Origin of the sequence: Streptomyces sp. NBC_00414, from assembly GCF_036038375.1 — a bacterium.
Classification (GTDB): Bacteria; Actinomycetota; Actinomycetes; order Streptomycetales; family Streptomycetaceae; genus Streptomyces.
Window position 1 is genome coordinate 3,720,240 of the sequence record NZ_CP107935.1, and the last position, 21,959, is coordinate 3,742,198.

Annotated in this window: 20 protein-coding genes and 1 riboswitch; of the genes, 10 read left to right on the forward strand and 10 right to left on the reverse strand. The window is 70.3% G+C overall.

Going from position 1 to position 21,959, the window contains the following annotated elements:
• Window positions 1-51: 51 nt before the first annotated feature.
• The 8 genes from OHS59_RS15880 to OHS59_RS15915 all read left to right on the forward strand — a co-directional run bounded on the left by OHS59_RS15880 (window position 52) and on the right by OHS59_RS15915 (window position 10,124).
• Complete coding sequence (locus tag OHS59_RS15880; protein WP_328494048.1) at window positions 52-2,229, forward strand: carbon starvation CstA family protein; 2,178 nt, start codon at window positions 52-54, stop codon at window positions 2,227-2,229.
• The gene (locus tag OHS59_RS15885; protein WP_328494049.1) at window positions 2,201-2,410 is read left to right on the forward strand and encodes a YbdD/YjiX family protein; all 210 of its coding nucleotides are present in this window, start codon (window positions 2,201-2,203) and stop codon (window positions 2,408-2,410) included. The genes OHS59_RS15880 and OHS59_RS15885 overlap by 29 nt, the downstream gene beginning before the upstream one ends.
• A gap of 136 nt (window positions 2,411-2,546) precedes the next feature.
• Window positions 2,547-2,840, forward strand: a complete 294-nt coding sequence (locus tag OHS59_RS15890; RefSeq protein WP_328494050.1) for a DUF3311 domain-containing protein — start codon at window positions 2,547-2,549, stop codon at window positions 2,838-2,840.
• Window positions 2,837-4,468 (forward strand): monocarboxylate uptake permease MctP, encoded by a 1,632-nt coding sequence (mctP, locus tag OHS59_RS15895; protein ID WP_328494051.1) that lies wholly within the window; start codon window positions 2,837-2,839, stop codon window positions 4,466-4,468. The genes OHS59_RS15890 and mctP overlap by 4 nt, the downstream gene beginning before the upstream one ends.
• A gap of 218 nt (window positions 4,469-4,686) precedes the next feature.
• The gene (locus OHS59_RS15900) at window positions 4,687-5,676 is read left to right on the forward strand and encodes a nucleoside hydrolase (RefSeq protein WP_328494052.1); all 990 of its coding nucleotides are present in this window, start codon (window positions 4,687-4,689) and stop codon (window positions 5,674-5,676) included.
• 48 nt (window positions 5,677-5,724) lie between these two features.
• The gene (locus OHS59_RS15905; RefSeq protein WP_328494053.1) at window positions 5,725-6,261 is read left to right on the forward strand and encodes a GNAT family N-acetyltransferase; all 537 of its coding nucleotides are present in this window, start codon (window positions 5,725-5,727) and stop codon (window positions 6,259-6,261) included.
• 74 nt (window positions 6,262-6,335) lie between these two features.
• Window positions 6,336-6,495, forward strand: a riboswitch (cobalamin riboswitch).
• 138 nt (window positions 6,496-6,633) lie between these two features.
• Window positions 6,634-9,045, forward strand: a complete 2,412-nt coding sequence (locus OHS59_RS15910) for a ribonucleoside-diphosphate reductase subunit alpha (protein WP_328494054.1) — start codon at window positions 6,634-6,636, stop codon at window positions 9,043-9,045.
• Window positions 9,045-10,124 (forward strand): ribonucleotide-diphosphate reductase subunit beta, encoded by a 1,080-nt coding sequence (locus tag OHS59_RS15915; RefSeq protein WP_443061445.1) that lies wholly within the window; start codon window positions 9,045-9,047, stop codon window positions 10,122-10,124. The genes OHS59_RS15910 and OHS59_RS15915 overlap by 1 nt, the downstream gene beginning before the upstream one ends.
• Here OHS59_RS15915 and OHS59_RS15920 read toward each other — a convergent pair.
• Window positions 10,037-10,291 (reverse strand): hypothetical protein, encoded by a 255-nt coding sequence (locus OHS59_RS15920; protein WP_328494055.1) that lies wholly within the window; start codon window positions 10,289-10,291, stop codon window positions 10,037-10,039. The two genes, OHS59_RS15915 and OHS59_RS15920, sit on opposite strands and share 88 nt — an antisense overlap.
• A 93-nt stretch (window positions 10,292-10,384) precedes the next feature.
• On the opposite strand from OHS59_RS15920, the gene OHS59_RS15925 reads away from it, so the two are divergent.
• Complete coding sequence (locus OHS59_RS15925) at window positions 10,385-11,350, forward strand: helix-turn-helix domain-containing protein (RefSeq protein WP_328494056.1); 966 nt, start codon at window positions 10,385-10,387, stop codon at window positions 11,348-11,350.
• 78 nt (window positions 11,351-11,428) lie between these two features.
• On the opposite strand, the gene OHS59_RS15930 is transcribed toward OHS59_RS15925, so the two are convergent.
• The 9 genes from OHS59_RS15930 to OHS59_RS15970 form a co-directional block, all read right to left on the reverse strand.
• Window positions 11,429-12,799, reverse strand: a complete 1,371-nt coding sequence (locus OHS59_RS15930) for a bifunctional albaflavenone monooxygenase/terpene synthase (protein ID WP_328494057.1) — start codon at window positions 12,797-12,799, stop codon at window positions 11,429-11,431.
• Window positions 12,796-13,881: an epi-isozizaene synthase gene (cyc1, locus tag OHS59_RS15935; RefSeq protein WP_328494058.1), complete on the reverse strand. Its 1,086-nt coding sequence runs from the start codon at window positions 13,879-13,881 to the stop codon at window positions 12,796-12,798. Before cyc1 ends, OHS59_RS15930 begins: the two co-directional genes overlap by 4 nt.
• Window positions 13,882-14,228: 347 nt before the next feature.
• Window positions 14,229-14,879: a peptide deformylase gene (gene def / locus OHS59_RS15940; protein ID WP_328494059.1), complete on the reverse strand. Its 651-nt coding sequence runs from the start codon at window positions 14,877-14,879 to the stop codon at window positions 14,229-14,231.
• 196 nt (window positions 14,880-15,075) lie between these two features.
• Window positions 15,076-16,083: a tetratricopeptide repeat protein gene (locus tag OHS59_RS15945; RefSeq protein WP_328494060.1), complete on the reverse strand. Its 1,008-nt coding sequence runs from the start codon at window positions 16,081-16,083 to the stop codon at window positions 15,076-15,078.
• 117 nt (window positions 16,084-16,200) lie between these two features.
• Window positions 16,201-17,454, reverse strand: coding sequence for an HD-GYP domain-containing protein (locus OHS59_RS15950; RefSeq protein WP_328494061.1), 1,254 nt, complete (start codon window positions 17,452-17,454; stop codon window positions 16,201-16,203).
• A 55-nt stretch (window positions 17,455-17,509) separates the two neighbouring features.
• Window positions 17,510-18,904, reverse strand: a complete 1,395-nt coding sequence (locus tag OHS59_RS15955; protein ID WP_328494062.1) for an HD-GYP domain-containing protein — start codon at window positions 18,902-18,904, stop codon at window positions 17,510-17,512.
• A 266-nt stretch (window positions 18,905-19,170) separates the two neighbouring features.
• The gene (locus tag OHS59_RS15960) at window positions 19,171-19,557 is read right to left on the reverse strand and encodes a roadblock/LC7 domain-containing protein (RefSeq protein WP_328494063.1); all 387 of its coding nucleotides are present in this window, start codon (window positions 19,555-19,557) and stop codon (window positions 19,171-19,173) included.
• 465 nt (window positions 19,558-20,022) lie between these two features.
• On the reverse strand, window positions 20,023-21,030 hold the full coding sequence (locus OHS59_RS15965) for a hypothetical protein (protein ID WP_328494064.1): 1,008 nt from the start codon (window positions 21,028-21,030) through the stop codon (window positions 20,023-20,025).
• Complete coding sequence (locus OHS59_RS15970) at window positions 21,027-21,392, reverse strand: hypothetical protein (protein ID WP_328494065.1); 366 nt, start codon at window positions 21,390-21,392, stop codon at window positions 21,027-21,029. The genes OHS59_RS15965 and OHS59_RS15970 overlap by 4 nt, the downstream gene beginning before the upstream one ends.
• Window positions 21,393-21,555: 163 nt before the next feature.
• Here OHS59_RS15970 and OHS59_RS15975 point away from each other — a divergent pair, with 163 nt between their 5' ends.
• Complete coding sequence (locus tag OHS59_RS15975; RefSeq protein ID WP_328494066.1) at window positions 21,556-21,921, forward strand: hypothetical protein; 366 nt, start codon at window positions 21,556-21,558, stop codon at window positions 21,919-21,921.
• Window positions 21,922-21,959 lie beyond the last annotated feature (38 nt).

Consider the following 21,959-nt stretch of genomic DNA (forward strand, 5'->3'; position numbering starts at 1 on the left):
TGGGATCCTGTTCTACCGTCCTCCCGTCACCCATGGACGGGAGGACGACCCGTGCGCACCGACAGCCCCCGGACGGCATCTCCGCAAGGCCCCCGCAAGGCAAGTCCCCGCAGCATCGTCATCTGGACCCTCGTCGCGCTGGTGAGCGCGGCCGGCTGGTCCGTACTCGCGCTCTCGCGGGGCGAGGAGGTCTCGGCCGCCTGGATGGTCGCCGCCGCCCTCGGCTCGTACGCCATCGCCTATCGCTTCTACTCGAAGTTCATCGCCTACAAGGTTCTGAAGGTCGACAAGACCCGGGCCACCCCGGCCGAGCGGCTCAACAACGGCATCGACTTCCACCCCACCGACCGGCGGGTGCTCCTCGGCCACCACTTCGCGGCGATCGCGGGCGCGGGACCGCTGGTGGGGCCCGTGCTGGCCGCGCAGATGGGGTATCTGCCCGGCACCATCTGGATCATCGTCGGCGTGATCTTCGCGGGCGCGGTCCAGGACATGGTCGTGCTGTTCTTCTCCACCCGGCGCGACGGCCGGTCACTGGGGCAGATGGCACGCGAGGAGATCGGACCGTTCGGCGGCGCTGCCGCCCTGCTCGCCGCCTTCGCCATCATGATCATCCTGCTCGGGGTGCTCGCGCTGGTCGTCGTCAACGCGCTCGCCCAGTCGCCGTGGGGCACCTTCTCCATCGCGATGACGGTCCCGATCGCCCTGCTGATGGGCTTCTACCTGCGGGTGCTGCGGCCCGGCCGGGTCTCCGAGGTCTCGCTGATCGGTGTGGCGCTGCTGCTGCTCGCGCTGGTCGCCGGCCGCTGGGTCGCCGAGTCGTCGTGGGCCGACACGTTCACGCTCGCACCCTCGACCCTGGTCATCTGGCTGGTGGCGTACGGGTTCATCGCGTCGATCCTGCCCGTGTGGATGCTGCTCGCACCCCGGGACTACCTCTCCACGTTCATGAAGATCGGCACGATCGGGCTGCTCGCGCTCGGCGTCGTCATCTCGCTGCCGACCCTGAAGATGGACGCGGTGACGGACTTCGCCTCACAGGGCGACGGACCGGTCTTCGCGGGCTCGCTCTTCCCGTTCGTCTTCATCACCATCGCCTGCGGGGCGCTCTCCGGCTTCCACTCCCTGATCTCCTCCGGCACCACGCCGAAGATGATCCAGAAGGAGACGCAGGTCCGGCTGATCGGCTACGGCTCCATGCTCATGGAGTCGTCCGTGGCGGTGATGGCGCTGATCGCGGCGTCCATCATCGACCCGGGTCTGTACTTCGCGATGAACGCGCCGGCGGGTGTCATCGGCGACACGGTCCAGAACGCCAGCCAAGTGGTGGGCAGCTGGGGCTATCAGATCTCCCCCGAGGAACTGGCCGCCGCGGCGAAGAACGTCGAAGAGTCGTCCCTGCTGTCGCGGACCGGCGGTGCGCCCACGCTCGCGGTCGGGGTCTCGGAGATCTTCTCCGAGGTCACCGGAGGCGGCCTGCGCGCGTTCTGGTACCACTTCGCGATCATGTTCGAGGCGTTGTTCATCCTGACCGCGCTCGACGCGGGCACCCGGGTGGGCCGCTTCATGCTCCAGGACACGCTCGGCAATCTCTACAAACCCTTCAAGAACGTGAGCTGGAAGCCCGGCCTGGTCATCACGAGCGGCATCGTCTGCGGTCTGTGGGGCTACTTCCTGTGGGTCGGCGTCCACGAGCCGCTCGGCGGGATCAACCAGCTGTTCCCGATCTTCGGCATCTCCAACCAGCTCCTCGCCGCGGTCGCCCTGGCCGTCTGCACGACCCTGCTGGTGAAGTCCGGACGCCTCAAGTGGGCCTGGATCACCGGGATCCCGCTCGTCTGGGACGCCACGGTCACCCTGACCGCGAGCTGGCAGAAGGTCTTCTCCAGCGACCCGCGCGTCGGCTTCTTCAAGCAGCGCTCGATCTACCAGGACGGCATCGACCGGGGCGAACTCGTCGCGCCCGCCAAGAACATGGACGACATGCACACGATCGTCACGAACTCCACGGTCGACGGTGTCCTCACGGCGGCTCTCGCCCTGCTCATCGTCATCGTGATCGCGGACGCGACGAGGGTGTGCATCCGGCACATACGCCGTCCCGCGCTCTCCACGCTCAGCGAGGCGCCGTACGTCGAGTCGCAGATCGTCGCTCCGGCCGGGCTGATCCCGACCAAGGAGGAGAAGGAGGAGGTACGCGATGCGGTCGGCGCTGAACCGCGCGGCTAGGGCGGTCGGAGGAGTGCGCTGGTACGTACGGGAACTCACCGACGAGTCCGCGTACGACCGTTACGTCGCCCATGTGCGCACCGCCCGGCCCGATGCGGACGTGCCCTCGCGGCGGGAGTTCGAGCGGATGCGTACGGACCGTCAGGAGGAGGATCCCCGGCAGGGCTTCCGCTGCTGCTGACGCCGTGACGGGAGCGACCGCCGTCGTTGAACGACACGGCACATCCGTTATGCGGACGGGGGTTCCATAAAGCGGAACCGTCCCTTAGATTTCCTGCGCGTTGCACAGGTGATCAGTGAGGGGACGGAGCCGCCGCATGTCAGAAACACCGGACGCGCCAAGAGCGCCCGAGGAGAATCCACCGGTGGTGACACCGGTCCGCGTGGTGATCGCCCTCTGCCTGATCGCGCCGTTCGTGGCGATGCTCTGGGTGGGGTCGTACGCGAAGGTCGACCCGACCTTCATCGGCATTCCGTTCTTCTACTGGTACCAGATGCTGTGGGTGCTCATCTCGACCTCGCTCACGATGACCGCGTTCACGCTGTGGAACCGTGACCAGCGCGCCCGCAAGGCCGCCCGCCCGTCGCAGAAGGGGGGTGCGTCCGCATGAAGGACGGCGTGAACGGCGTGGCACTCGCCGTCTTCATCTTCTTCTTCCTGGCCGTCACGGTCATGGGCTTCATGGCCTCGCGCTGGCGCCGGTCGAGCAACGAGCACACCCTCGACGAATGGGGCCTGGGCGGACGGTCGTTCGGCACCTGGGTCACCTGGTTCCTGCTCGGCGGCGACCTCTACACGGCTTACACGTTCGTGGCGGTTCCGGCGGCGATCTACGCGGCGGGCGCGGCCGGCTTCTTCGCCGTCCCGTACACGATCCTGGTCTACCCGCTGATCTTCACCTTCCTCCCCCGCCTCTGGTCGGTGTCGCACAAGCACGGCTATGTGACGACGTCGGACTTCGTGCGCGGGCGCTTCGGCTCGAAGGGGCTGTCGCTCGCGGTCGCCGTCACCGGCATCCTCGCGACGATGCCGTACATCGCGCTGCAACTGGTCGGCATCCAGGCCGTCCTCGACGTGATGGGCGTCGGCGGCGGCGAGGACACCAACTGGTTCGTCAAGGACCTGCCGCTGCTCATCGCCTTCGGTGTGCTGGCCGCGTACACGTACTCGTCCGGGCTGCGCGCGCCCGCCCTGATCGCGTTCGTCAAGGACACGCTGATCTACATCGTCATCGCGGTCGCGATCATCTACATCCCGATCAAGCTGGGCGGCTTCGACGAGATCTTCGCCAAGGCGGGCGAGGCCTACAACCAGACCAACCCGGCGACCGGCGCGCCACGCGGCTCCCTGGTACCGGGCGAGGCGGGGCAGTGGACGTACGCGACGCTCGCGCTCGGTTCCGCGCTGGCCCTCTTCATGTATCCGCACTCGATCACGGCGACGCTGTCCTCGCGCAGCCGTGAGGTGATCCGGCGCAACACCACGCTCCTGCCGCTGTACTCGCTGATGTTGGGCCTGCTCGCGCTGCTCGGCTTCATGGCGATCGCGGCCGGGATCAAGGTGGAGAACGGGCAGTTGGCGATCCCGCAGCTCTTCGAGACCATGTTCCCGGACTGGTTCGCGGGCGTGGCCTTCGCGGCGATCGGCATCGGCGCGCTCGTGCCGGCGGCCATCATGTCCATCGCGGCGGCGAATCTCTTCACCCGCAACATCTACAAGGACTTCATCAAGCCCGACGCGACGCCCGCCCAGGAGACCAAGGTCTCCAAGCTGGTCTCGCTGCTCGTGAAGGTGGGCGCGCTGGTCTTCGTCCTCACCATGGACAAGACGGTGGCCATCAACTTCCAGCTGCTGGGCGGCATCTGGATCCTGCAGACCTTCCCGGCGCTGGTCGGCGGCCTGTTCACCCGCTGGTTCCACCGGTGGGCGCTGCTCGCGGGCTGGGCGGTCGGCATGGTGTACGGCACGCTCGCCGCGTACGGGGTGGCTTCGCCTTCGCAGAAGCACTTCGGTGGGTCGTCGAAGGAGATTCCCGGGATCGGGGAGATCGGGTACATCGGGCTCACGGCGTTCGTGCTGAACGTGGTGGTGACGGTGGTGATGACGTTCGTGCTGAAGGCCGTCAACGCACCCGAGGGCGTCGACGAGACCTCTGCCGAGGACTACACGGCGGACGCGGGCGACAAGGGAGTCCAGGTCGAGCTGCCGCCTGCGACGGCGGGCACGGCCGGCCACTAGGGCCGTACTCGGGGGCCGGCCCCCGAACCCCCGCTCCTCAAACGCCGGAGGGGCTGAGATCTCGCCGGACGGGCGTATGTCTTTCAGCCCGTCCGGCGTTTGAGGACAACGGGGGCGAGGGGGCGCAGCCCCCATGCGGTGACGATGGGGGTCCCCCCGGTCGAGCGAAGCCGAGACTGGGGGAGGGTAGGGGCGACGGGGGCGGATAACCTGGACCGGTGACCCCACGCGCGCCCATCGTCCTCGACAGCGACCCCGGTATCGACGACGCCGTAGCCCTCCAGTACCTCCTGGGCACAGGCCTGTGGGACCTGAAGGCCTACACCTCCGCGGGCGGCAACCTCCCCGCCGAGCAGACCTACCTCAACGCCCGCGCCCTCGCACGAGCGATGCGCATCGACGCCGACGTCCCCGTGCACCGCGGTGCGGGCCGCCCCCTGACCCGCCTCCCCTACCGCGTCGCCGCCGACTTCCACGGCCCCTCGGGCCTCGGCGACGAGACGCTGCCCGACTCGACCGCCGCGCACCCGACGGAGTCCTCCGCGCAGGCGCTGCTGCGGCTCTCCCGGGAGTACGAGGGCGAGCTGACGGTGTGCGCCACGGGCCCCCTCACCAACATCGCGATCGCGCTCCTGGAGGACCCCGGATTCGCCCGGCGCGTCGGCAGGTTCGTGTTCATGGGCGGCGCCGCGCGGGTGCCCGGGAACATCACCCCGGTCGCCGAGTTCAACATGTGGGCCGACCCGGACGCCGCCGAGCTGGTCCTGTCCTCCGGCATCCCGTTCACGATGGTCGACCTGGACGCCTCGCACCAATGGCTGTTCAGGCCCGCCGACCTCGCGGCCCTGGAGGCGGCGGGCCCCGGCACCGCGCTCGCCGCCAGACTGCTGCGGGTCTACATGGACGCGTACCGGCGCAGTGGCGGGGACGGCACCTGTCCGCTGCACGATCCGCTCGCCGTCGGCGTGTGCGCGGACGAGTCGTTCGTGACGCTCGCGGAGGGCGCGGTCATCGTCGAGTCCGCCGCCGAACTCACCCGCGGCCAGACCGTGTTCGTGCCCTCGGCGGCGGGGCGGATCTACTATCCCGAGTCGCCGGCCCTGACCGCACGGGCCCGCCTCACCGGCCGGGTGGCGCTGGGTCCTGGCCCGCGCGACTTCACGAAGGATTTCGTCTCGACGCTGCAGTTGTGGCCGAGCGCGGGCTGAGAGCCACCCGAACCACCCGAGCCACCGGCACACTGCACACTGCTCAGCATGGACATCGTGATCAGACGGGCGGAGCCCGGGGAGTACACCGCGCTGGGAGAGATCACCGCGCAGGCCTATCTCGGGGACGGGCTGCTCGACTTCGGGGAGAGCGACGAGTACCTCGGCGAGCTGCGGAACGTGGCGAAGCGGGCCGCCGCCGCCGACGTACTGGTGGCCGTCGAGGACGTGGAGGGCGGCGGCGGGGCGGGCGTGCGGGGGCGGCTTCTCGGCGGGGTGACCTTCGTGCCGGCAGGCGGTCCCATGGCCGAGGTCTCGCGCGACGGCGAGGCCGAGATCCGGATGCTGGCGGTCTCGAAGGACGCCCGCGGCAGGGGCGTGGGCACCGCCCTCGTGCGCGCCTGCGTCGACCGCGCACGGGCCACGGACGGCTGCGGGGCCGTCGTGCTGTCCACCCAGCGCACCATGCACAGCGCCCACCGGATCTACGAGCGCCTCGGCTTCACCCGCGATCCGGCCCGGGACTGGAACCCCGTCCCGCACCTGGACGACATCATGCTCCTCAGCTATGAGTTGACGCTCTGACACGCTCCGCTACCCCTCCCGGAGTCGACACGACACAAGATGTGGGGGTGCTTCCGGAGCCCGGCACAAGATGTATGCTCATGCTCGCTGTCGTCGCAGGGGAATCCGGTGCGAATCCGGAACTGTCCCGCAACGGTGTACTTATACGCGCATATACGCATGCCCATATGTCCGCATGCTCGTATATCGCGTACAGGAGTCAGTCCGAGGACCTGCCGACAGCGCGCCTGGACCGTCCGGTCCGGGTGCATGACGTCCGGGCCTCGTGGAGTGGGCCGGTGGACGCGGAGTACCGCTGCCCAGAGCGTGTACCCCCGTGTGCTCCGAATCCCCCTCCCCGCGGGCCCCGTGCCGAGCGAGGGAGAGCCCTACGTGACCATCGCGCCAGCCGATCCGGTCTCCGCGACAGCGACCCGGGAGCAGCAGGACAGGGCCGAGGCAGACGGACCGGGAACCGCGTTGCTGCGGATCCTGACCGACTTCACCGCCGACCTCCCCGGTGCCGACCCCGGCCGGGTCGCCGCCGCCGCGTTGCGCGGCCGGTCCGCCGCCGCGGACACGGCCGAGCTGCGTGAGCTGGCCACGGAGTCGGCCGCAGGGCTCATCTCCGAGGACCCGGTCTACTCGAAGCTGGCCGCCCGCCTGCTGACCGTCGGCATCGCCGAGGAGGCCGCCTCACAGGGTGTGCGCTCCTTCTCCGAGTCGGTCGCCGTCGGCCACCGCGAGGGCCTGATCGCCGACCGCACGGCAGCGTTCGTACGCCTGCACGCGGCCCGGCTCGACGCGCTGATCGACCTGGCGGGCGACGACCGCTTCGGCTACTTCGGCCTGCGAACCCTGCACAGCCGGTACCTGCTGCGGCACCCGATCACGCGGTCCGTCATCGAGACGCCCCAGCACTTCATGCTGCGGGTGGCGAGCGGTCTCGCCGAGGACGACACCACGCGCGCCCTCGACGAAGTGGCCTCCCTGTACCGGCTGATGAGCCGCCTCGACTACCTGCCCTCCTCCCCCACGCTCTTCAACTCCGGTACGCGCCACCCCCAGATGTCGTCCTGCTACCTCCTCGACTCCCCGCTGGACGAGCTGGACTCCATCTACGACCGCTATCACCAGGTGGCCCGCCTCTCCAAGCACGCGGGCGGCATCGGCCTCTCGTACTCCCGGATCCGTTCGCGCGGTTCGCTGATCCGCGGCACGAACGGGCACTCGAACGGCATCGTCCCGTTCCTGAAGACCCTCGACGCCTCGGTCGCCGCGGTGAACCAGGGCGGCCGGCGCAAGGGCGCCGCCGCCGTCTACCTGGAGACCTGGCACTCCGACATCGAGGAGTTCCTTGAGCTGCGCGACAACACCGGTGAGGACGCCCGGCGTACGCACAACCTGAACCTCGCGCACTGGATCCCGGACGAGTTCATGCGCCGGGTGAACGAGAACCGCGACTGGTCGCTGTTCTCGCCCTCGGACGTGCCCGAGCTGGTCGACCTGTGGGGCGACGAGTTCGACGCCGCGTACCGCAGGGCCGAGGAGCAGGGGCTCGCGAAGAGGACCATCCCGGCCCGTGACCTGTACGGCCGCATGATGCGCACCCTGGCGCAGACCGGCAACGGCTGGATGACCTTCAAGGACGCCGCCAACCGCACGGCCAACCAGACGGCGCTGCCCGGCCACACGGTCCACTCCTCGAACCTGTGCACCGAGATCCTGGAGGTCACGGACGACGGGGAGACCGCGGTCTGCAACCTCGGGTCGGTCAACCTGGGCGCTTTCGTGGACGCCGACGCGCAGGACATCGACTGGGAGCGGCTCGACGCGACCGTCCGTACCGCCGTGACCTTCCTCGACCGGGTCGTCGACATCAACTTCTACCCGACCGAGCAGGCGGGCCGCTCCAACTCCAAGTGGCGTCCGGTGGGCCTCGGCGCCATGGGTCTGCAGGACGTCTTCTTCAAGCTGCGGCTGCCGTTCGACTCCCCTCAGGCCCGTGCCCTCTCCACCCGGATCGCCGAGCGGATCATGCTCGCCTCGTACGAGGCGTCCGCGGACCTCGCCGAGCGCAACGGCCCGCTGCCCGCCTGGGAGAAGACCCGTACGGCCCAGGGTGTGCTGCATCCGGACCACTACGACGTCGAGCTGAACTGGCCGGAGCGCTGGGCCGCCCTGCGGGAGCGGATCGCCGCCGTGGGTATGCGCAACTCGCTGCTGCTCGCCATCGCCCCGACCGCCACCATCGCGTCCATCGCGGGCGTGTACGAGTGCATCGAGCCGCAGGTCTCCAACCTGTTCAAGCGCGAGACGCTGTCGGGCGAGTTCCTCCAGGTGAACTCCTACCTGGTGGCCGAGCTGAAGAAGCTCGGCGTGTGGGACGCGCAGACCCGGGAGGCGCTGCGCGAGTCGGGCGGCTCGGTGCAGGGCTTCACCTGGGTCCCGCAGGACGTGCGCGACCTCTACCGCACGGCGTGGGAGATCCCGCAGCGCGGCCTGATCGACATGGCCGCAGCCCGGACCCCGTTCCTGGACCAGGCCCAGTCGCTGAACCTGTTCCTGGAGACGCCGACCATCGGCAAGCTCTCCTCGATGTACGCGTACGCCTGGAAGTCGGGGCTGAAGACGACGTACTACCTGCGCTCACGCCCGGCGACCCGGATCGCCCGCGCCGCCCAGGCCCAGAGCCCACAGGTCCAGGCGCGGCCCGAGACGACCATTCCCGTCCAGCAGACCGCCGACCCCGACGCGGTCGCCTGCTCCCTTGAGAACCCCGAGTCCTGCGAGGCCTGCCAGTAATGACCACCGCACCCGAGACGGCCGCCGAGACCGGCACGACCGACAACGCCGAGAACACCGAGAAGAGTGAGAAGACCGAGAAGAACCTTCTCGATCCCGGCTTCGAGCTGACCCTGCGTCCCATGCGCTACCCGGACTTCTACGAGCGCTACCGGGACGCGATCAAGAACACCTGGACCGTCGAGGAGGTCGACCTCCACTCGGACGTCTCCGACCTCGCGAAGCTGTCACCCGGTGAGCAGCACATGATCGGCCGGCTGGTCGCGTTCTTCGCTACCGGCGACTCGATCGTGTCGAACAACCTGGTCCTGACGCTCTACAAGCACATCAACTCCCCCGAGGCGCGGCTCTATCTGAGCCGTCAGCTCTTCGAGGAGGCCGTGCACGTCCAGTTCTATCTGACGCTGCTCGACACCTATCTGCCCGATCCGGCGGACCGGGCGGCGGCCTTCGACGCCGTCGAGAGCATCCCGTCCATCCGGGAGAAGGCCGAGTTCTGCTTCAAGTGGATGGACTCGGTGGAGAAGCTGGACCGGCTGGAGACGAAGGCCGACAGGCGCCGCTTCCTGCTGAACCTCATCTGCTTCGCCGCGTGCATCGAGGGCCTGTTCTTCTACGGTGCCTTCGCGTACGTCTACTGGTTCCGCAGCCGGGGCCTGCTGCACGGCCTGGCGACCGGCACCAACTGGGTGTTCCGCGACGAGACGATGCACATGAGCTTCGCCTTCGAGGTCGTGGACACCGTCCGCAAGGAGGAGCCGGAGCTCTTCGACGACGAGCTCCGGCAGCAGGTGACCGACATGATGCGCGAGGCGGTCGAGGCCGAGCTGCAGTTCGGGCGTGACCTGTGCGGTGAGGGCCTGCCGGGCATGAACACCGAGTCGATGCGGCAGTACCTGGAGTGCGTGGCCGACCAGCGGCTGCAGCGCCTCGGCCTCGCCCCGGTGTACGGCTCCGAGAACCCCTTCTCGTTCATGGAGCTGCAGGGGGTTCAGGAGCTGACCAACTTCTTCGAGCGCCGGCCCTCGGCGTACCAGGTGGCCGTGGAGGGGACGGTCGACCTCGACGAGGACTTCTGATCCCGTGAGGGGCCCCGCTCCTTCGCGGGGCCCTGCTCGGCCTCCCTGAGCTGACGGTCGACGCGCCGGTCGCGGACGATGCCGAACACCGCGGGGAGGACGAGCAGGACGAGGATTCCGAGGACGAAGAGCATTCCGATCAGGCCTTCCAGCTGTGTCGTATTCATAGACACCACTGTCGCGCCGAATACTCCTTACCGTGAGTGGCAGGACTGCCGTACACCCTCGATTTCCTGCCAGATCGGGTGCACACTGTCAGCATGCTGACCAACGTGGCCGCCGTCCTGCTCGACGGCGTGCATCCCTTCGAACTCGGCGTCGTGTGCGAGGTCTTCGGCCTCGACCGCAGCGACGAGGGCCTGCCGGTGTACGACTTCGCGGTCGCCTCGGCCGAGGGTCCGACCCTCGCCACCCACGTCCCGGGCTTCACGCTCTCCACCCCGTACGGTCTCGACCGGCTGGAGGAGGCCGACCTGATCGTCGTGCCCGCCGGGAGCCACTACATCGGGCGCACCTACCCGCCCGCGCTGCTGGACACCCTCGTCAGGGCCGCCGACCGGGGCACCAAGGTGCTCAGTGTCTGCTCGGGGGTCTTCGTGCTCGGCGCCGCCGGCCTGCTCGACGGGCGGCGCTGCGCGGTCCACTGGCGGCACGCCGAGACACTGGCCCAGCGCCACCCGCTCGCGAAGGTCGAACCGGACGTGCTGTACGTGGACGAGGACCCGGTGATCACCTCGGCGGGCACCGCCTCCGGCATCGACGCCTGTCTGCACATCGTCCGCAAGGAGCAGGGCCCGGAGGTCGCCAACAGCATCGCGCGCCGCATGATCGTGCCTCCGCACCGCGACGGCGGCCAGGCCCAGTACATCGAGCGCCCGCTGCCGCGCTCGACGTGCGACACGGTCGGCGCGGTGCTCGTCTGGATGGAGGCCCACCTCGACGAGGAGGTGACCGTCGAGCAGCTGGCCGCCCGCGCGCACATGTCGCCGCGCACCTTCGCGCGGCGCTTCCAGCAGGAGACGGGGACCACTCCGTACCGCTGGCTGCTGCGTCAACGGGTGCTGCTGGCACAGGAGTTGCTGGAGGCCACGGACGAGACGATGGACTTCATCGCGGACCGCACGGGGTTCGGGACGGCGGCCGCGCTGCGCCATCAGTTCGTCCGCTCGCTGGGTACGACACCGAACGCGTACCGGCGCACGTTCAGGGGCCCGCAGGCCGCCTGAACGTGCGCCGGGAGCGGTCAGCGCGGTACGCCCGCGCTCACCTCGGTACGAGCACACTCACCTCGGTACGAGCCGCGCTCACCTCGGTACGGCCCTCAGCAGCAGCCGGTGCGGTCGCAGCGTGATGCCGACGCGGGTGGTGTCGTTCGACTCCGACACCTGCTCCAGGCGCCAGCGCGAGGCCACCGCCGCCGTGACGAGGCCGAGCTGGGCCATCGAGAAGTGGTCGCTCGGGCACTTCCGGTTGCCCACACTGAACGGACTCATCGCATACTTCGGCACGTCCTTGGCACGTTCCGGAAGCCAGCGATCGGGATCGAACTCCAGACTTCCGTCGTACGAACGCGCATCGCGCTGTATCGCGTACGGGCTGTAGACGATGTCGGCCCCGGCCGGAATGCGATACCCGCCGAGTGCGGTTTCGGTCACCGCCCGGCGCGTCAATATCCATACGGCGGGACGCAACCGCATGGCCTCGACGACGACATTGTTCGTGTGGGACAGCTTCCGTACGTCCTCGAATGCGACCGGGCGGTCACCCGCGACCGATTCGACCTCTTCGCGTACCCGATCCGCGTGTTCCGGGTGTTCTGCGAGGACCTGCAGGAGCCACATGATCGTGGAAGCGACGGTTTCGCTGCCGGGGGTGAGTATCGCGACCACCTGGTCGTGGATCTCCTGTTCCCCGATGGGCTCGCCATTCTCGTCCTTCGCTTCCAGCAATGCCGTCAGCAAATCGTCCGGCTTTTGACCAGATGCGCGGCGCTCGGCGATGATCTCGTCGACCAGGAGGTGCAAATCGGCCAATGCGCGGTCGAATTTGCGATTGGCCGGAAGCGGAAGCCGATAGAGCGGCCCGGCGGGAACCACCATACGGCGGTACATACCGCGGAAGACGGTGGCGAGGGCGATGCTCAGCCGCTCGGCCCGCTCGTCCATGAAGTCGCCGCGCAGCAGGCAGCGGGCGGCGATACGGACGGCGACGCGGAACGACTCGGCGGTGCAGTCGATCGTCTCGCCGGGCCGCCAGCCCGCCGCGAGGGCGTGCGCCTCCTCCTCCATGATCGGCCCGTAGCCGGGGATGGCGTCCAAGCGGAACGCGGGCTGGATCGTCCGGCGCTGACGCCGGTGCCGCGAACCGTTGGCGGTCGCCACTCCCTCCTTGCCGAGCAGGCCTTCCAGGGACTCCCACAGGGGCCCGTCGATCTTGAAGTCGGGGCTCAGCGCCAGCTCCCCGGTGAGCGCCGGCGTGGTGACGGCGTAGACCGTCTTGGGGCCCAGCTTCAGCCGGACGACGTCGCCCTGATCGCGCAGCCGGGAGAGGAAACCCAGCGGATCGCGGACCAGTTTCAGGCCGTGTCCGAGGCCGGGGACGCCGCCTCCGGCCAGAGGCGGGGTGGACAGTTCTGCCGCTTGGTGTGCAGCGGTCCGTACCGACTCGACGGTCATTTCTCACCTGCCGCTTCGTTGTTGACGTACGGGGGTGTGGTGCGGTCGTCCCAGCTGTCGACCATGTACCGGCCCGACTCGTGGTGGAACCAGTACACGGAGCTGAACCAGTTCCGCATATTGAACAGGCACGCCCGGACGGCAGCCGCCAGTTCGGCGCCTCGCACGGACCCGTTGGCAATCCTTTCCGCGTACCGCAACACCTCCTGCTCGGCGACCAGGAATTCATTGATGCATTCCTCGACCCGACGCCTGACTTCCTTGACCGATTCTTCCAGCCGCATTCCCTCGTGATGAATGAGACTGATACCGAGATTGTGTATCTCGTCGCCCGCTATTTCCTTGGGGAGAGAGCACAGGTCGTTGTACCAGGCGGCGAAATCCTGGCACAGCAGAGCGGCCCTGCGATACGCGGAGTTCTCCCGGACCGCGACCGGCAGTTCGTACCCCGCGCTCGGCTCCAGCAGGTCGAGCCAGATCCAGTGCGCGAAAGTGTTCCGGCGCAGTTCGAGATACTCCTCGACGCTCGGGACAATGCCGGCCGCACGGTTACGGAATTCCTGGTCGTACGCCTCGATGACCGCGTGGAAATGGTCGGCGAACCGAGCGTTCCACCCCTCACCCAGGAACGAGTACAGCCGGGCCACGCTGTCCGCGAACCCCGCGACCAGGGGGTCCTGGTGGTACAAATGCTCCTTCGGGGAGTCGAGGGCCGCGTGCAGCCGCGTCCTGAGCCGCTGCCAGGCCGCCGACCGGCCGTGGATGACATCACGGTCGTGACGGTCGTCCCAGACGAAGAACCACGCGCTGTAGTCCGCTATCGCCTGGAGGACCTCGTCGGGCGCGCCTATGTAGAAGCCCGCCATGAGGTCCGTGTAGCAAAGCCCATCGGCATATGCCTCAATCTTGGCCGCCGGCATGAGGCGCATTTCCAGGAGCCAGGTCCGGGTGTTCTCCTGGAGCTTGGGCCAATACGGATGGAGTTGACGGGGAAACTCGGTCTCGATCACCGGAAGAGAGAGCGCCGGTGGAACGGGGACCGTGGTGTACGTCGTTGTGGTGCGCTGTGCGAAGGCAGGCACGAACAAACCCCTCTCAGCCGCCTGTTGACGACACGCCCCTCCCGCTGTGCCGGGCGTGCGCCGTTGCGTATCCCCGCACTTCCCATTCAGCACCACAACTGACCGTTCTGGGAACGGAGTTGCTCTACTAACTAGTCCACGCTGCCGAGAATCTCCCTATGTGTGACTGAATATGGGCCATAAAAAGCGCACAAAGGATCGAACCTGGGACGCACACGCGAACGGCGCCTGGTCGGAAGGGGATCCGACCAGGCGCCGTGGTGCGGGACGCACACGCCCCGGTTGTCGTTTTCTGTCTCAGTCGTTCTCAGGCACTCCCAGGTGCCCTCGGACTGCCGCGGTCACTTTCAGTCGTTCGCGACGACGGGGTACCGCGGTTCGTTCTCGGCCATCTGCCGCAGCGCGTCCTTGCGCTCGCGCTTGGAGAGCCGGTCGATGTAGAGGTACCCGTACAGGTGGTCCGTCTCGTGCTGGAGGCAGCGCGCGAAGTAGCCCGTGCCGCGCACCTTGATCGGGTTGCCCTTCTCGTCCTGCCCGGTGACCTCGGCGTAGTCGGGGCGGGCCAGCGGCGCGTACGCGGTCGGCACCGACAGGCAGCCCTCGTTGCTCTCGTCCAGCTGACGCCGCTCGGTGGGCAGTTCGACGAGCACGGGGTTGCAGATCACTCCCGTGTGCCGCTTGCCGTCGTCGTCCGGGCAGTCGTAGACGAAGACCTTGAGGTCGACACCGACCTGGTTGGCGGCCAGGCCCACGCCCTCGGCGGTGTGCTGGCTGGCGAACATGTCGTCGACCAGCCGGGCGAGGTCGTCACCGAAGTCCGTGACGTCCTTGCACTCCTTGTGCAGCACCGGATTACCGACGACCGTGATGGGCCGGGAGGTCCCGCGCCCGCGGTAGGCCGCCTCACGCTCCTCCGGGCTCTCGGTGTCGATGACGAAGCCCTCGTCGTCCACGGGGAGCACTCCGGAGTGCTGCTGCTCAGTGTCCTGCTGCGCCATGACCGACGTAAGCCTTCCTCGGAAAACGGGGTTGCGATGCGGTACAGGGTACGGGGCGCCCCTGACAGGGGCCGCCCCGCAGGGGCGCCTCCCAGGGGCGCGGGGCCGTGCCGATGTGCGGCCGTGCCGCGGGGCGCCGCCAGCCACGACTCGCCCGCACCCGGCGAACGACCTCGGCAGCCCCCGTCGGCCGCGGCTAGCAGACCTCTTCGAGATCCCGCCAGCCCCGCGAATCAGGACTGTCGGCGACCCACCCGTCCAGCAACCCCCGGACGAGCGAGGCCGGGGCCGCGAGGCCACATTCGCGCTCCGGCACCCACAGCTGCCCGTCGGTCCGGTGACCGAGCGGCCCGGGATGCCCCGGCTCACTGTGATCGTGCGGATCGAGATGCTCCCCGTCACCCTCGTCGGACGGCATCCGCGACTCGGAGCACATCCGGCAGAGCAGCCGTACGGACGACGACCAGTCCTCCGCGGCGAACCCGGCGTCGGCCGCGAGCCGCTCCAGGGCGTCCCGGTCGTCCTCGGTCTCCGCCTCCAGGAGCACGACCCAGGTGGGCACCGGCGAGGGCGCCCACAGCTCGATCTCGTCGAAGACGGGGTACGCGTGCCCCGCGGCGGTCGTGCGCTCCCCGTGGGGCACCCCGTCGTGCAGCACGACCTCGCCCCAGCGCCGCCCGGAGGACGGCAGCGGGATGGAGAGGACCTCGATGCGGGCGGGGTCGAGCCGCCGCCCCCACACGACCTCGGCCTCGCCCTCGGGCGACAGCCGTACGGCCGCGCTGCCGAGGTCCATACCCACCGGCTCGCCGGTGCCGCCGGCTCCCGCGCCGGGCTTGGGCCGGGAGGCACCGCCGGGCACCCGCAGGCCGTACGCCTGCCAGGCCCGCCGGGCCAGCGGCCAGTCCTGCAGGGCCGTCGCCGCGATCCCCACGTTCCACCAATCGGGGGCCCCGGTCTCCCGGTCGAGCAGCGCCACGGCCCGCAGACCGGCCGCTCGCGCCTGTTCCCAGTCGTGCCGGAACTTGTGCAGCAGCGCGAGGTTGAACCACGACTCGGACAGCCAGGGCTCCAGGTCCGCCGCACGTGTCAGCAGCGCCCCCGCGTCCTCGTACCGGCCGTCGCCGATGAGTGTGAACGCACGGTCGGTGGCCTGCCGCCATGAGGCGGAGGGCCGGTGCCGTCCCTTGCCGAAGATCCTCACGATTCCCGCCTGCCAGTTCGTTGAAGAGCGTGCAGCCTCGGGCTGGACTGTGCCCCCTGATGTCCTCTTCCTCGCATCCAACCACGGACGGTCGGAAGGGCGCTCATTACCCATGGGTTACCCAACCAGGGGCAAGGTAAGACCGTCTCTCGCCAGCACCCTGGCCAGCGACTCGACGACCTCGGGCTGATAGTCGCGCGCGGTGCCCAGCCGCAGCTCCTCCAGCGCCTTGAGAGGCCCACCGGGGCCCGCTTCCCGGGCTTTCTCCTCGTATGCGTTCACTGCCCTCACGATTCTGGCGCTGATCGGTTGTTCCCGGTACGGGTCCGCCTGCCGTTCCACCACGACGGCGACCTCGGCCGCCACCCCCGTCCGGCGCACCACGGCACCGCCGAGCAGGGCGATGCGCCGCTGGTCGTCGGGTGCCAGTACGGCCGTGGCACCGGCGGGCACGGGGTCGACGAGCGAGAGCTGGCCGATGTCGTGCATCAGCGCCGCGTACTCCAGGACGGTCAGCTCGGGCCCGGAGAGCCCCAGCTCACGGCCGACGGCCCGGCTGAGCGCCGCCACCCGCCGGGCGTGCCCCGCCGGGGTGTAGCCGGCTATCTCGGTGGCTCTGGCCAGGGAGGCGATGGTCTGGCGGTAGGTGGTCCGGACGGCCGCGTACCGCCGGAAGGACAGCTGGGTGAGCAGCAGCGGCAGCGAGAAGACGGGCAGCGCCCACAGGCCCGCGACGGCGACCGCGAGCGCCATCACGGCCCCGGTCGCGCAGACCGCCGACCCGATGCCGAGCGTGCCCCGCAGCTCGTCCCGCAGCAGCGGTCCGAAGGGCCACCGGGTGCGTGCGTGGGCCATGGCCGCGGCCAGTACGGCGTCCCACAGCGCGGTCAGCAGGAGCAGCGCGACGACGAGCGCCGCGTAGCCGGGTCCGCCGCCGGCCCACTCCCCCAACCTGCCCTGGCTGTAGAGGGGCTGGAAGCACACCGCGGCGAATCCGACGGTCAGGACGCGGCGGGTGAGGTGGTCGGCGGTGGGTCCGCGGCCCTTCGCCACGTGCGGCACGCAGCCCAGCAGGGAGGCGGCCGTGACCACGGCGACGATCTGCGGGACCCCGTCGTGGGTGGCGTGTCCGGCGTTCTCCCCGAGCAGCGCGTAGGCGAGGGCCCCGGCGGCGGCCAGCGGCGCCGACTCGCGCTGCTCGGCCCCGCTCCACCGGGCCAGCTCCCCGACGGCGATGAGCACCCCGAACGCGAGAGCGGCACCGCGCTCGTCGAGTCCGTGCCAGAGGGTGACGCCGAGGGCGACGGTCGCGACGAGGGCGGCGACGGCCCGGGCGAGGGTGAGCGCGGACAGGCGGCGCGGACGGTTCACCGGGACCTCCGGCGGGCTGCGGGCGGGGTCGCGCGGCAGGCGGGCGCGGGGGCCGTCATGGTCTGGTTCCGTCGAGGGTCCTGCGCCGGCCGTCCGGCTCACCGGGAGCGGGGGGTGCGGGCGGGCGGGTCCTGCCGTGCGGCGGCGTCTCGTCCGCCGTCACGACGGGATGCCACCCCTGTCGGCCGAGCCCCCGCGTCAGCGCCTCCACCATCCGGGGGTCGAACTGCGCCCCCGCACACCGCTCCAGCTCCTCCAACGCGGCGGCGACCGGCCGCGCCCGCCGGTACGACCGGGTCGACGTCATCGCGTCGAAGGCATCCGCCACCGCCACCACCCGGGCGAACTCGGGGATCTGGCACCCCTTCAGCCCGTACGGATAGCCGCTTCCGTCGAGCCGTTCGTGGTGGTGCAGGATCGCCGATCTGGCCTCCCCGAGGAATCCGATCCCGCGGACCATCTCGTGCCCGTACTCGGGATGCAGCTCGATCACCCGGCGTTCCTCGGGCGTCAGCGGCCCGTCCTTGCGCAGCAGCCGGGTGGGCACCCCGAGCTTGCCCACGTCGTGCAGGATGCCGGCGAACCTGAGCACCTCGGCCCGCTCGTCGTCCATGCCCAGTTCACGCGCGATGACCATCGACGCCTGTCCCACCCGCTCGCTGTGCCCGCGGGTGTACCCGTCCTTGATGTCGACGGCGTGCACGAGCGCCCGGATGGTGGCCCGGTGGGCGGCCCGCTCCCGGTGGTACTGCGCGAACACCCACCACGACACGTACATCGGCAGCAGTACGAGCAGGGCGGCGGCCGGTCCGTACGGGCTGCGCCAGAGCACCGCCATCATCAGTCCGGCGAGCCCGTGCACGGTGACGGGCGCGAGCGAGCGCAGGAACAGGCCGCGCCAGGCGGCCCGTAACGGCACCCGCTCGGCGAGCGCCAGGATCCCTCCGTCGAGCACGGTCAGCACCAGGCAGAACGCCACCACGGCCGCGCCGGCGACCACGAGGGCGTACGGGAAGTCGGACGTGACGACCGCGTCCCGGCCGCCCAGCGACCAGTGGACCTTCGAGGCCGCCCAGGTGCCGAGCGCGAGCTGCGCGGCCCGCCACACCCGGCGCGGCCACCGGGGCCGTTGTTCGACCCGGGCCAGCAGCGCCCCCGGCAACGGCACGAGCGCGGCGGCGGGCGGGGGCAGCAGGAAGGCGGCGGCGAGCATCACCGGGGTGTGCCATCTGAGGGAGGCCCCGGACTCGACGGACGTGCCCGCGCCCTCGGGGCCGCCGTCGCCCGCGAAGCGGCTGCCGGCGAGCAGTTCGCAGGCCGCGCAGAGCACCGCGAACAGTGCCACCGCGGCCCACGGGGCGTGTGTGTCCGGCACCGGCACGGCACAGAACGCCGCGGCGAGCGCGGTGCAGACGACGTAGACACGCGCCCACGGCGGAACCGACCGCATGGCGCTCCCCTCCCGGTGGCCCGGACTCGTCGGCCGACCGGACGGGGGGTCCGCCCGGCACAAGCCCCGTACAGGCTTCGGGACATGGACGATAGGGCGGCCGGGCGCACCCGGGGGAGGCATGGGCCGAATCACCTGGCCGACAGGGGCAGATTCGCCCGTTCGAGTGAGCCGCGCGTTCGTACGAGGCCGCTCGCTCGGCTACGACCGGACGCCTGTACGAGACCGTGCGTTCTGGCTGGAGGCGTCGCCCTCCGGGGCCGTGTTCAGCTCGCCACGTCGGCCGCGAGTGCCTGGGTCAGCCGCTCCACCGTGGCGGGCGACTCCCGCTGGAGCGCGGCGAGGTCGAGGCCGTCGTCCCCCATCACGGTCAGCAGTGCCCGGTCGCCCACGGCCATCACGATGACGTGCCCCGAACCGCACCTCGCCACCACCTCGCGCAGCGCGCCGACGCCCGTCTGGTCGGCCATCCGGCGGCTCACCCCGAGGGTCGCGGCGGCGAGCGCGGCGATGGACTCGGCGTGGGAGGAGTCCGTGTCGGCGACGACGAGGAGCCCGTCCGCCGTGGACAGAACGCTCTCGGAGACCCCCATCACCCGGTCGCGCAGGGAGGTCAGGATCTCGGTGAGGGGATTGGGCGGCGTGTCGCTCATGGCGCTCCTTGCTGCGTGCATAAGTGGTCGTGGTGCGGTCGGAGCGGCGTCAGTCGGCTTCCGGAAGTGCGCCCAGGCCCCGGCGGACCCGGCGCAGCATGTCGAGCGAGGGCTGGTCGGCGGCGAGTTGCTCGGGCGACAGCGGGGGCAACGCGAACGGGGGCTGCGATCCGGAGGGCGAGGGCGTGCCCCGTACCGGCAGCGGTGGTGGTCTGTGCGCGGACGTCGACGGCCGGCCGGACGCCCCCCGGTCCGGTGCGGTTCCCGACCCGGGAACGGTGTCCGGGCCCGGCGTCGCTCCGTGCCGGGACCCGGCGTCCGGGACGGCCCCGCCGTCCTGGCCCGGCGCGAGGTCCGGGCCGGGTGCGCTCTCCGGGCCGCGCGTCCGGCGATCCGCGGTCCGCCGGGCTCCGGCGCCCGTCCCCCGTCGAAGCCGCTTCGCCGCCCGACGTCTGCTTGAACTCACTAGCCCCCGTGCCCCCCGGTCGTCCCCGCGGCAAGAGCGTCGCTTGCCTCAGCGGGTCCCTCGACGGGTCCCGCAACGGGCTGCTGCCCCGGCGCGCCTTCCCGAACCGGGCCCTCCCGCGCACGGTCGTCCCGCGCCCGGTCGTCCCGTGCCTGGGCCTCGTGCGCCTGGGAGTCCCCCGGGCGCGAGGCGCCGCCGCGGGTACGCCTCGGCAGCGGGGCGGCCTTCCCGGCGGGCGCGGCCGGCGTGGTCGCCGCCACCGGCTCGTCGGAGGGGCCGCGTCCTGGCAGCACGCGGGGTGCGGTGCTCGGCCGGCCGTCGGACACCACGCCCGTCTCCCAGCGGATGAGGCCCTGGGCCTCCAGACGGGTCAGGTCCAGCATGATCGCGTACAGCCCGCGCCCGAGGGTGAAGGCCATGTCCCGGGCGGTACGGCGGCCGTTGACCGTGGTCAGTACGGACCGGTGGCGGTCCGAGAGGCCGCGGCGCAGGCCGGCGTCCGGAACCGGCGCTGGCCGTATCCGGGCCAGTTCGCCGGGCGCGCCCCACGGGCCGGAGAGCCGCACGATGCGCCGCGTGGTCTCCTCGGTCAACCGCCGGGGCTCCACACCGGGCCCGGCGAGGAGGGTGGGTTCCGGGTCGCCCAGCGTCCAGCCGCCGGGCGGGCCGATCGCCATGGCGAAGGCCGCGTCGAACACCGACGCGGTGCACACGATCTCCAGTTCGGCGGCGCCCACCAGGCCCGCGGCGACCAGATACGCGCCCAGCCGTTCCGTGTCCCGCTCCGCCGCGCAGGCGGCCAGCCAGGTCTCGTCGTCGATCCGGCCCGGGGTGAGCAGCACCGATGTGGCGGCCGGGGCGCCGGGGGTCTCGACGGCGCCGATCAGGCCGTCCCTCAGGTGAATCGTTCCGCCTGGGGAGCCGGAGACCCGCACGGTGCCGCTGTAGCCCTCGTCGTGCAACCCCTGCAGGAGCGCGGGCAGATTGCGCGCCTCGCCCGTCGTCATGCGAGCACCTCGGCGACCCGGTCGGCCAGACTCCGCGTGGCGAGCGCCAGGTTGGCCCGTTCCCGGTCCATCCCCGCGGTCAGCAGCAGCGGGTCACCGGCCGGCCGTTCGACGGCGAGCAGCACCTGATGGCGCCGCGTGCTGGTCATGATCACGCTCTCCAACTCCCCCTCGGCGCCCGCCCGCCCCAGTCGTTCGGCGATGAGGGCCGCGAGTTCGGCGCAGTCGGCGCCGTCTCCCGCCTCTTCCACGTTCCCGGCCACCCCGTAGGTGAGGCCGGTGACCGCGTCGACCAGGGCGACGCCGGTGACCCCGGGGGAGTCGAGAAGCCGGACCAGGGAAGCATCAACGGCCGTCGTCATTACCCCGTTCCCCCTTCACGTCTTGACGTCGCACACTACTTTGAGATTCAACTTACGCAACAGGCATCATATTTTGTATTTTGTGACGCACTACGCGCTTGTGTTCGATCGTAGTTGTACGGGCAACGACCGGACAGCGTCACCGAGGAATTGGGGCAGCAGCATGAACATCGAGACCGCGCTCAAGGAAGCCATGTCCGTGGAAGGCGCCATCGGCGTCTCCCTCGTCGACTACGAGAGCGGCATGGCGCTCGGCACGCTCGGCGGCGGACCGACGCTCGACCTGGAACTCGCGTCGGCGGGCAACACCGAGGTGATGCGCGCGAAGATGCGGACGCTGTCCTCGCTCGCCATGGACGACACCATCGAGGACATCCTGATCACGCTGGGCAAGCAGTACCACCTGATACGCCCGCTCACCGCCAGCGGCGGCACGCTCTTCCTGTACCTCGCGCTCGACCGCGGCCGCAGCAACCTGGCGCTGGCCCGGCACAGCCTGAAGCGGATCGAGAGCGGGCTGGACATCTGACGCCACACCCGTGAAGCCCGGAAGCCGGACCGGCTGAA

Bases quoted from the DNA above. Each gene is read 5' to 3' on its own strand.
- mctP (WP_328494051.1), top strand. From the start codon at position 2,837: ATGAAGGACGGCGTGAACGGCGTGGCACTCGCCGTCTTCATCTTCTTC.
- OHS59_RS15930 (WP_328494057.1), bottom strand. From the start codon at position 12,799: ATGACCGTCGAGTCGGTACGGACCGCTGCACACCAAGCGGCAGAACTG.
- OHS59_RS15905 (WP_328494053.1), top strand. From the start codon at position 5,725: ATGGACATCGTGATCAGACGGGCGGAGCCCGGGGAGTACACCGCGCTG.
- OHS59_RS15965 (WP_328494064.1), bottom strand. From the start codon at position 21,030: ATGACGACGGGCGAGGCGCGCAATCTGCCCGCGCTCCTGCAGGGGTTG.
- OHS59_RS15955 (WP_328494062.1), bottom strand. From the start codon at position 18,904: ATGCGGTCGGTTCCGCCGTGGGCGCGTGTCTACGTCGTCTGCACCGCG.
- OHS59_RS15890 (WP_328494050.1), top strand. From the start codon at position 2,547: ATGTCAGAAACACCGGACGCGCCAAGAGCGCCCGAGGAGAATCCACCG.
- def (WP_328494059.1), bottom strand. From the start codon at position 14,879: ATGGCGCAGCAGGACACTGAGCAGCAGCACTCCGGAGTGCTCCCCGTG.
- OHS59_RS15960 (WP_328494063.1), bottom strand. From the start codon at position 19,557: ATGAGCGACACGCCGCCCAATCCCCTCACCGAGATCCTGACCTCCCTG.
- OHS59_RS15920 (WP_328494055.1), bottom strand. From the start codon at position 10,291: ATGAATACGACACAGCTGGAAGGCCTGATCGGAATGCTCTTCGTCCTC.
- OHS59_RS15970 (WP_328494065.1), bottom strand. From the start codon at position 21,392: ATGACGACGGCCGTTGATGCTTCCCTGGTCCGGCTTCTCGACTCCCCC.
- OHS59_RS15885 (WP_328494049.1), top strand. From the start codon at position 2,201: ATGCGGTCGGCGCTGAACCGCGCGGCTAGGGCGGTCGGAGGAGTGCGC.
- OHS59_RS15975 (WP_328494066.1), top strand. From the start codon at position 21,556: ATGAACATCGAGACCGCGCTCAAGGAAGCCATGTCCGTGGAAGGCGCC.
- OHS59_RS15925 (WP_328494056.1), top strand. From the start codon at position 10,385: ATGCTGACCAACGTGGCCGCCGTCCTGCTCGACGGCGTGCATCCCTTC.
- OHS59_RS15915 (WP_443061445.1), top strand. From the start codon at position 9,045: ATGACCACCGCACCCGAGACGGCCGCCGAGACCGGCACGACCGACAAC.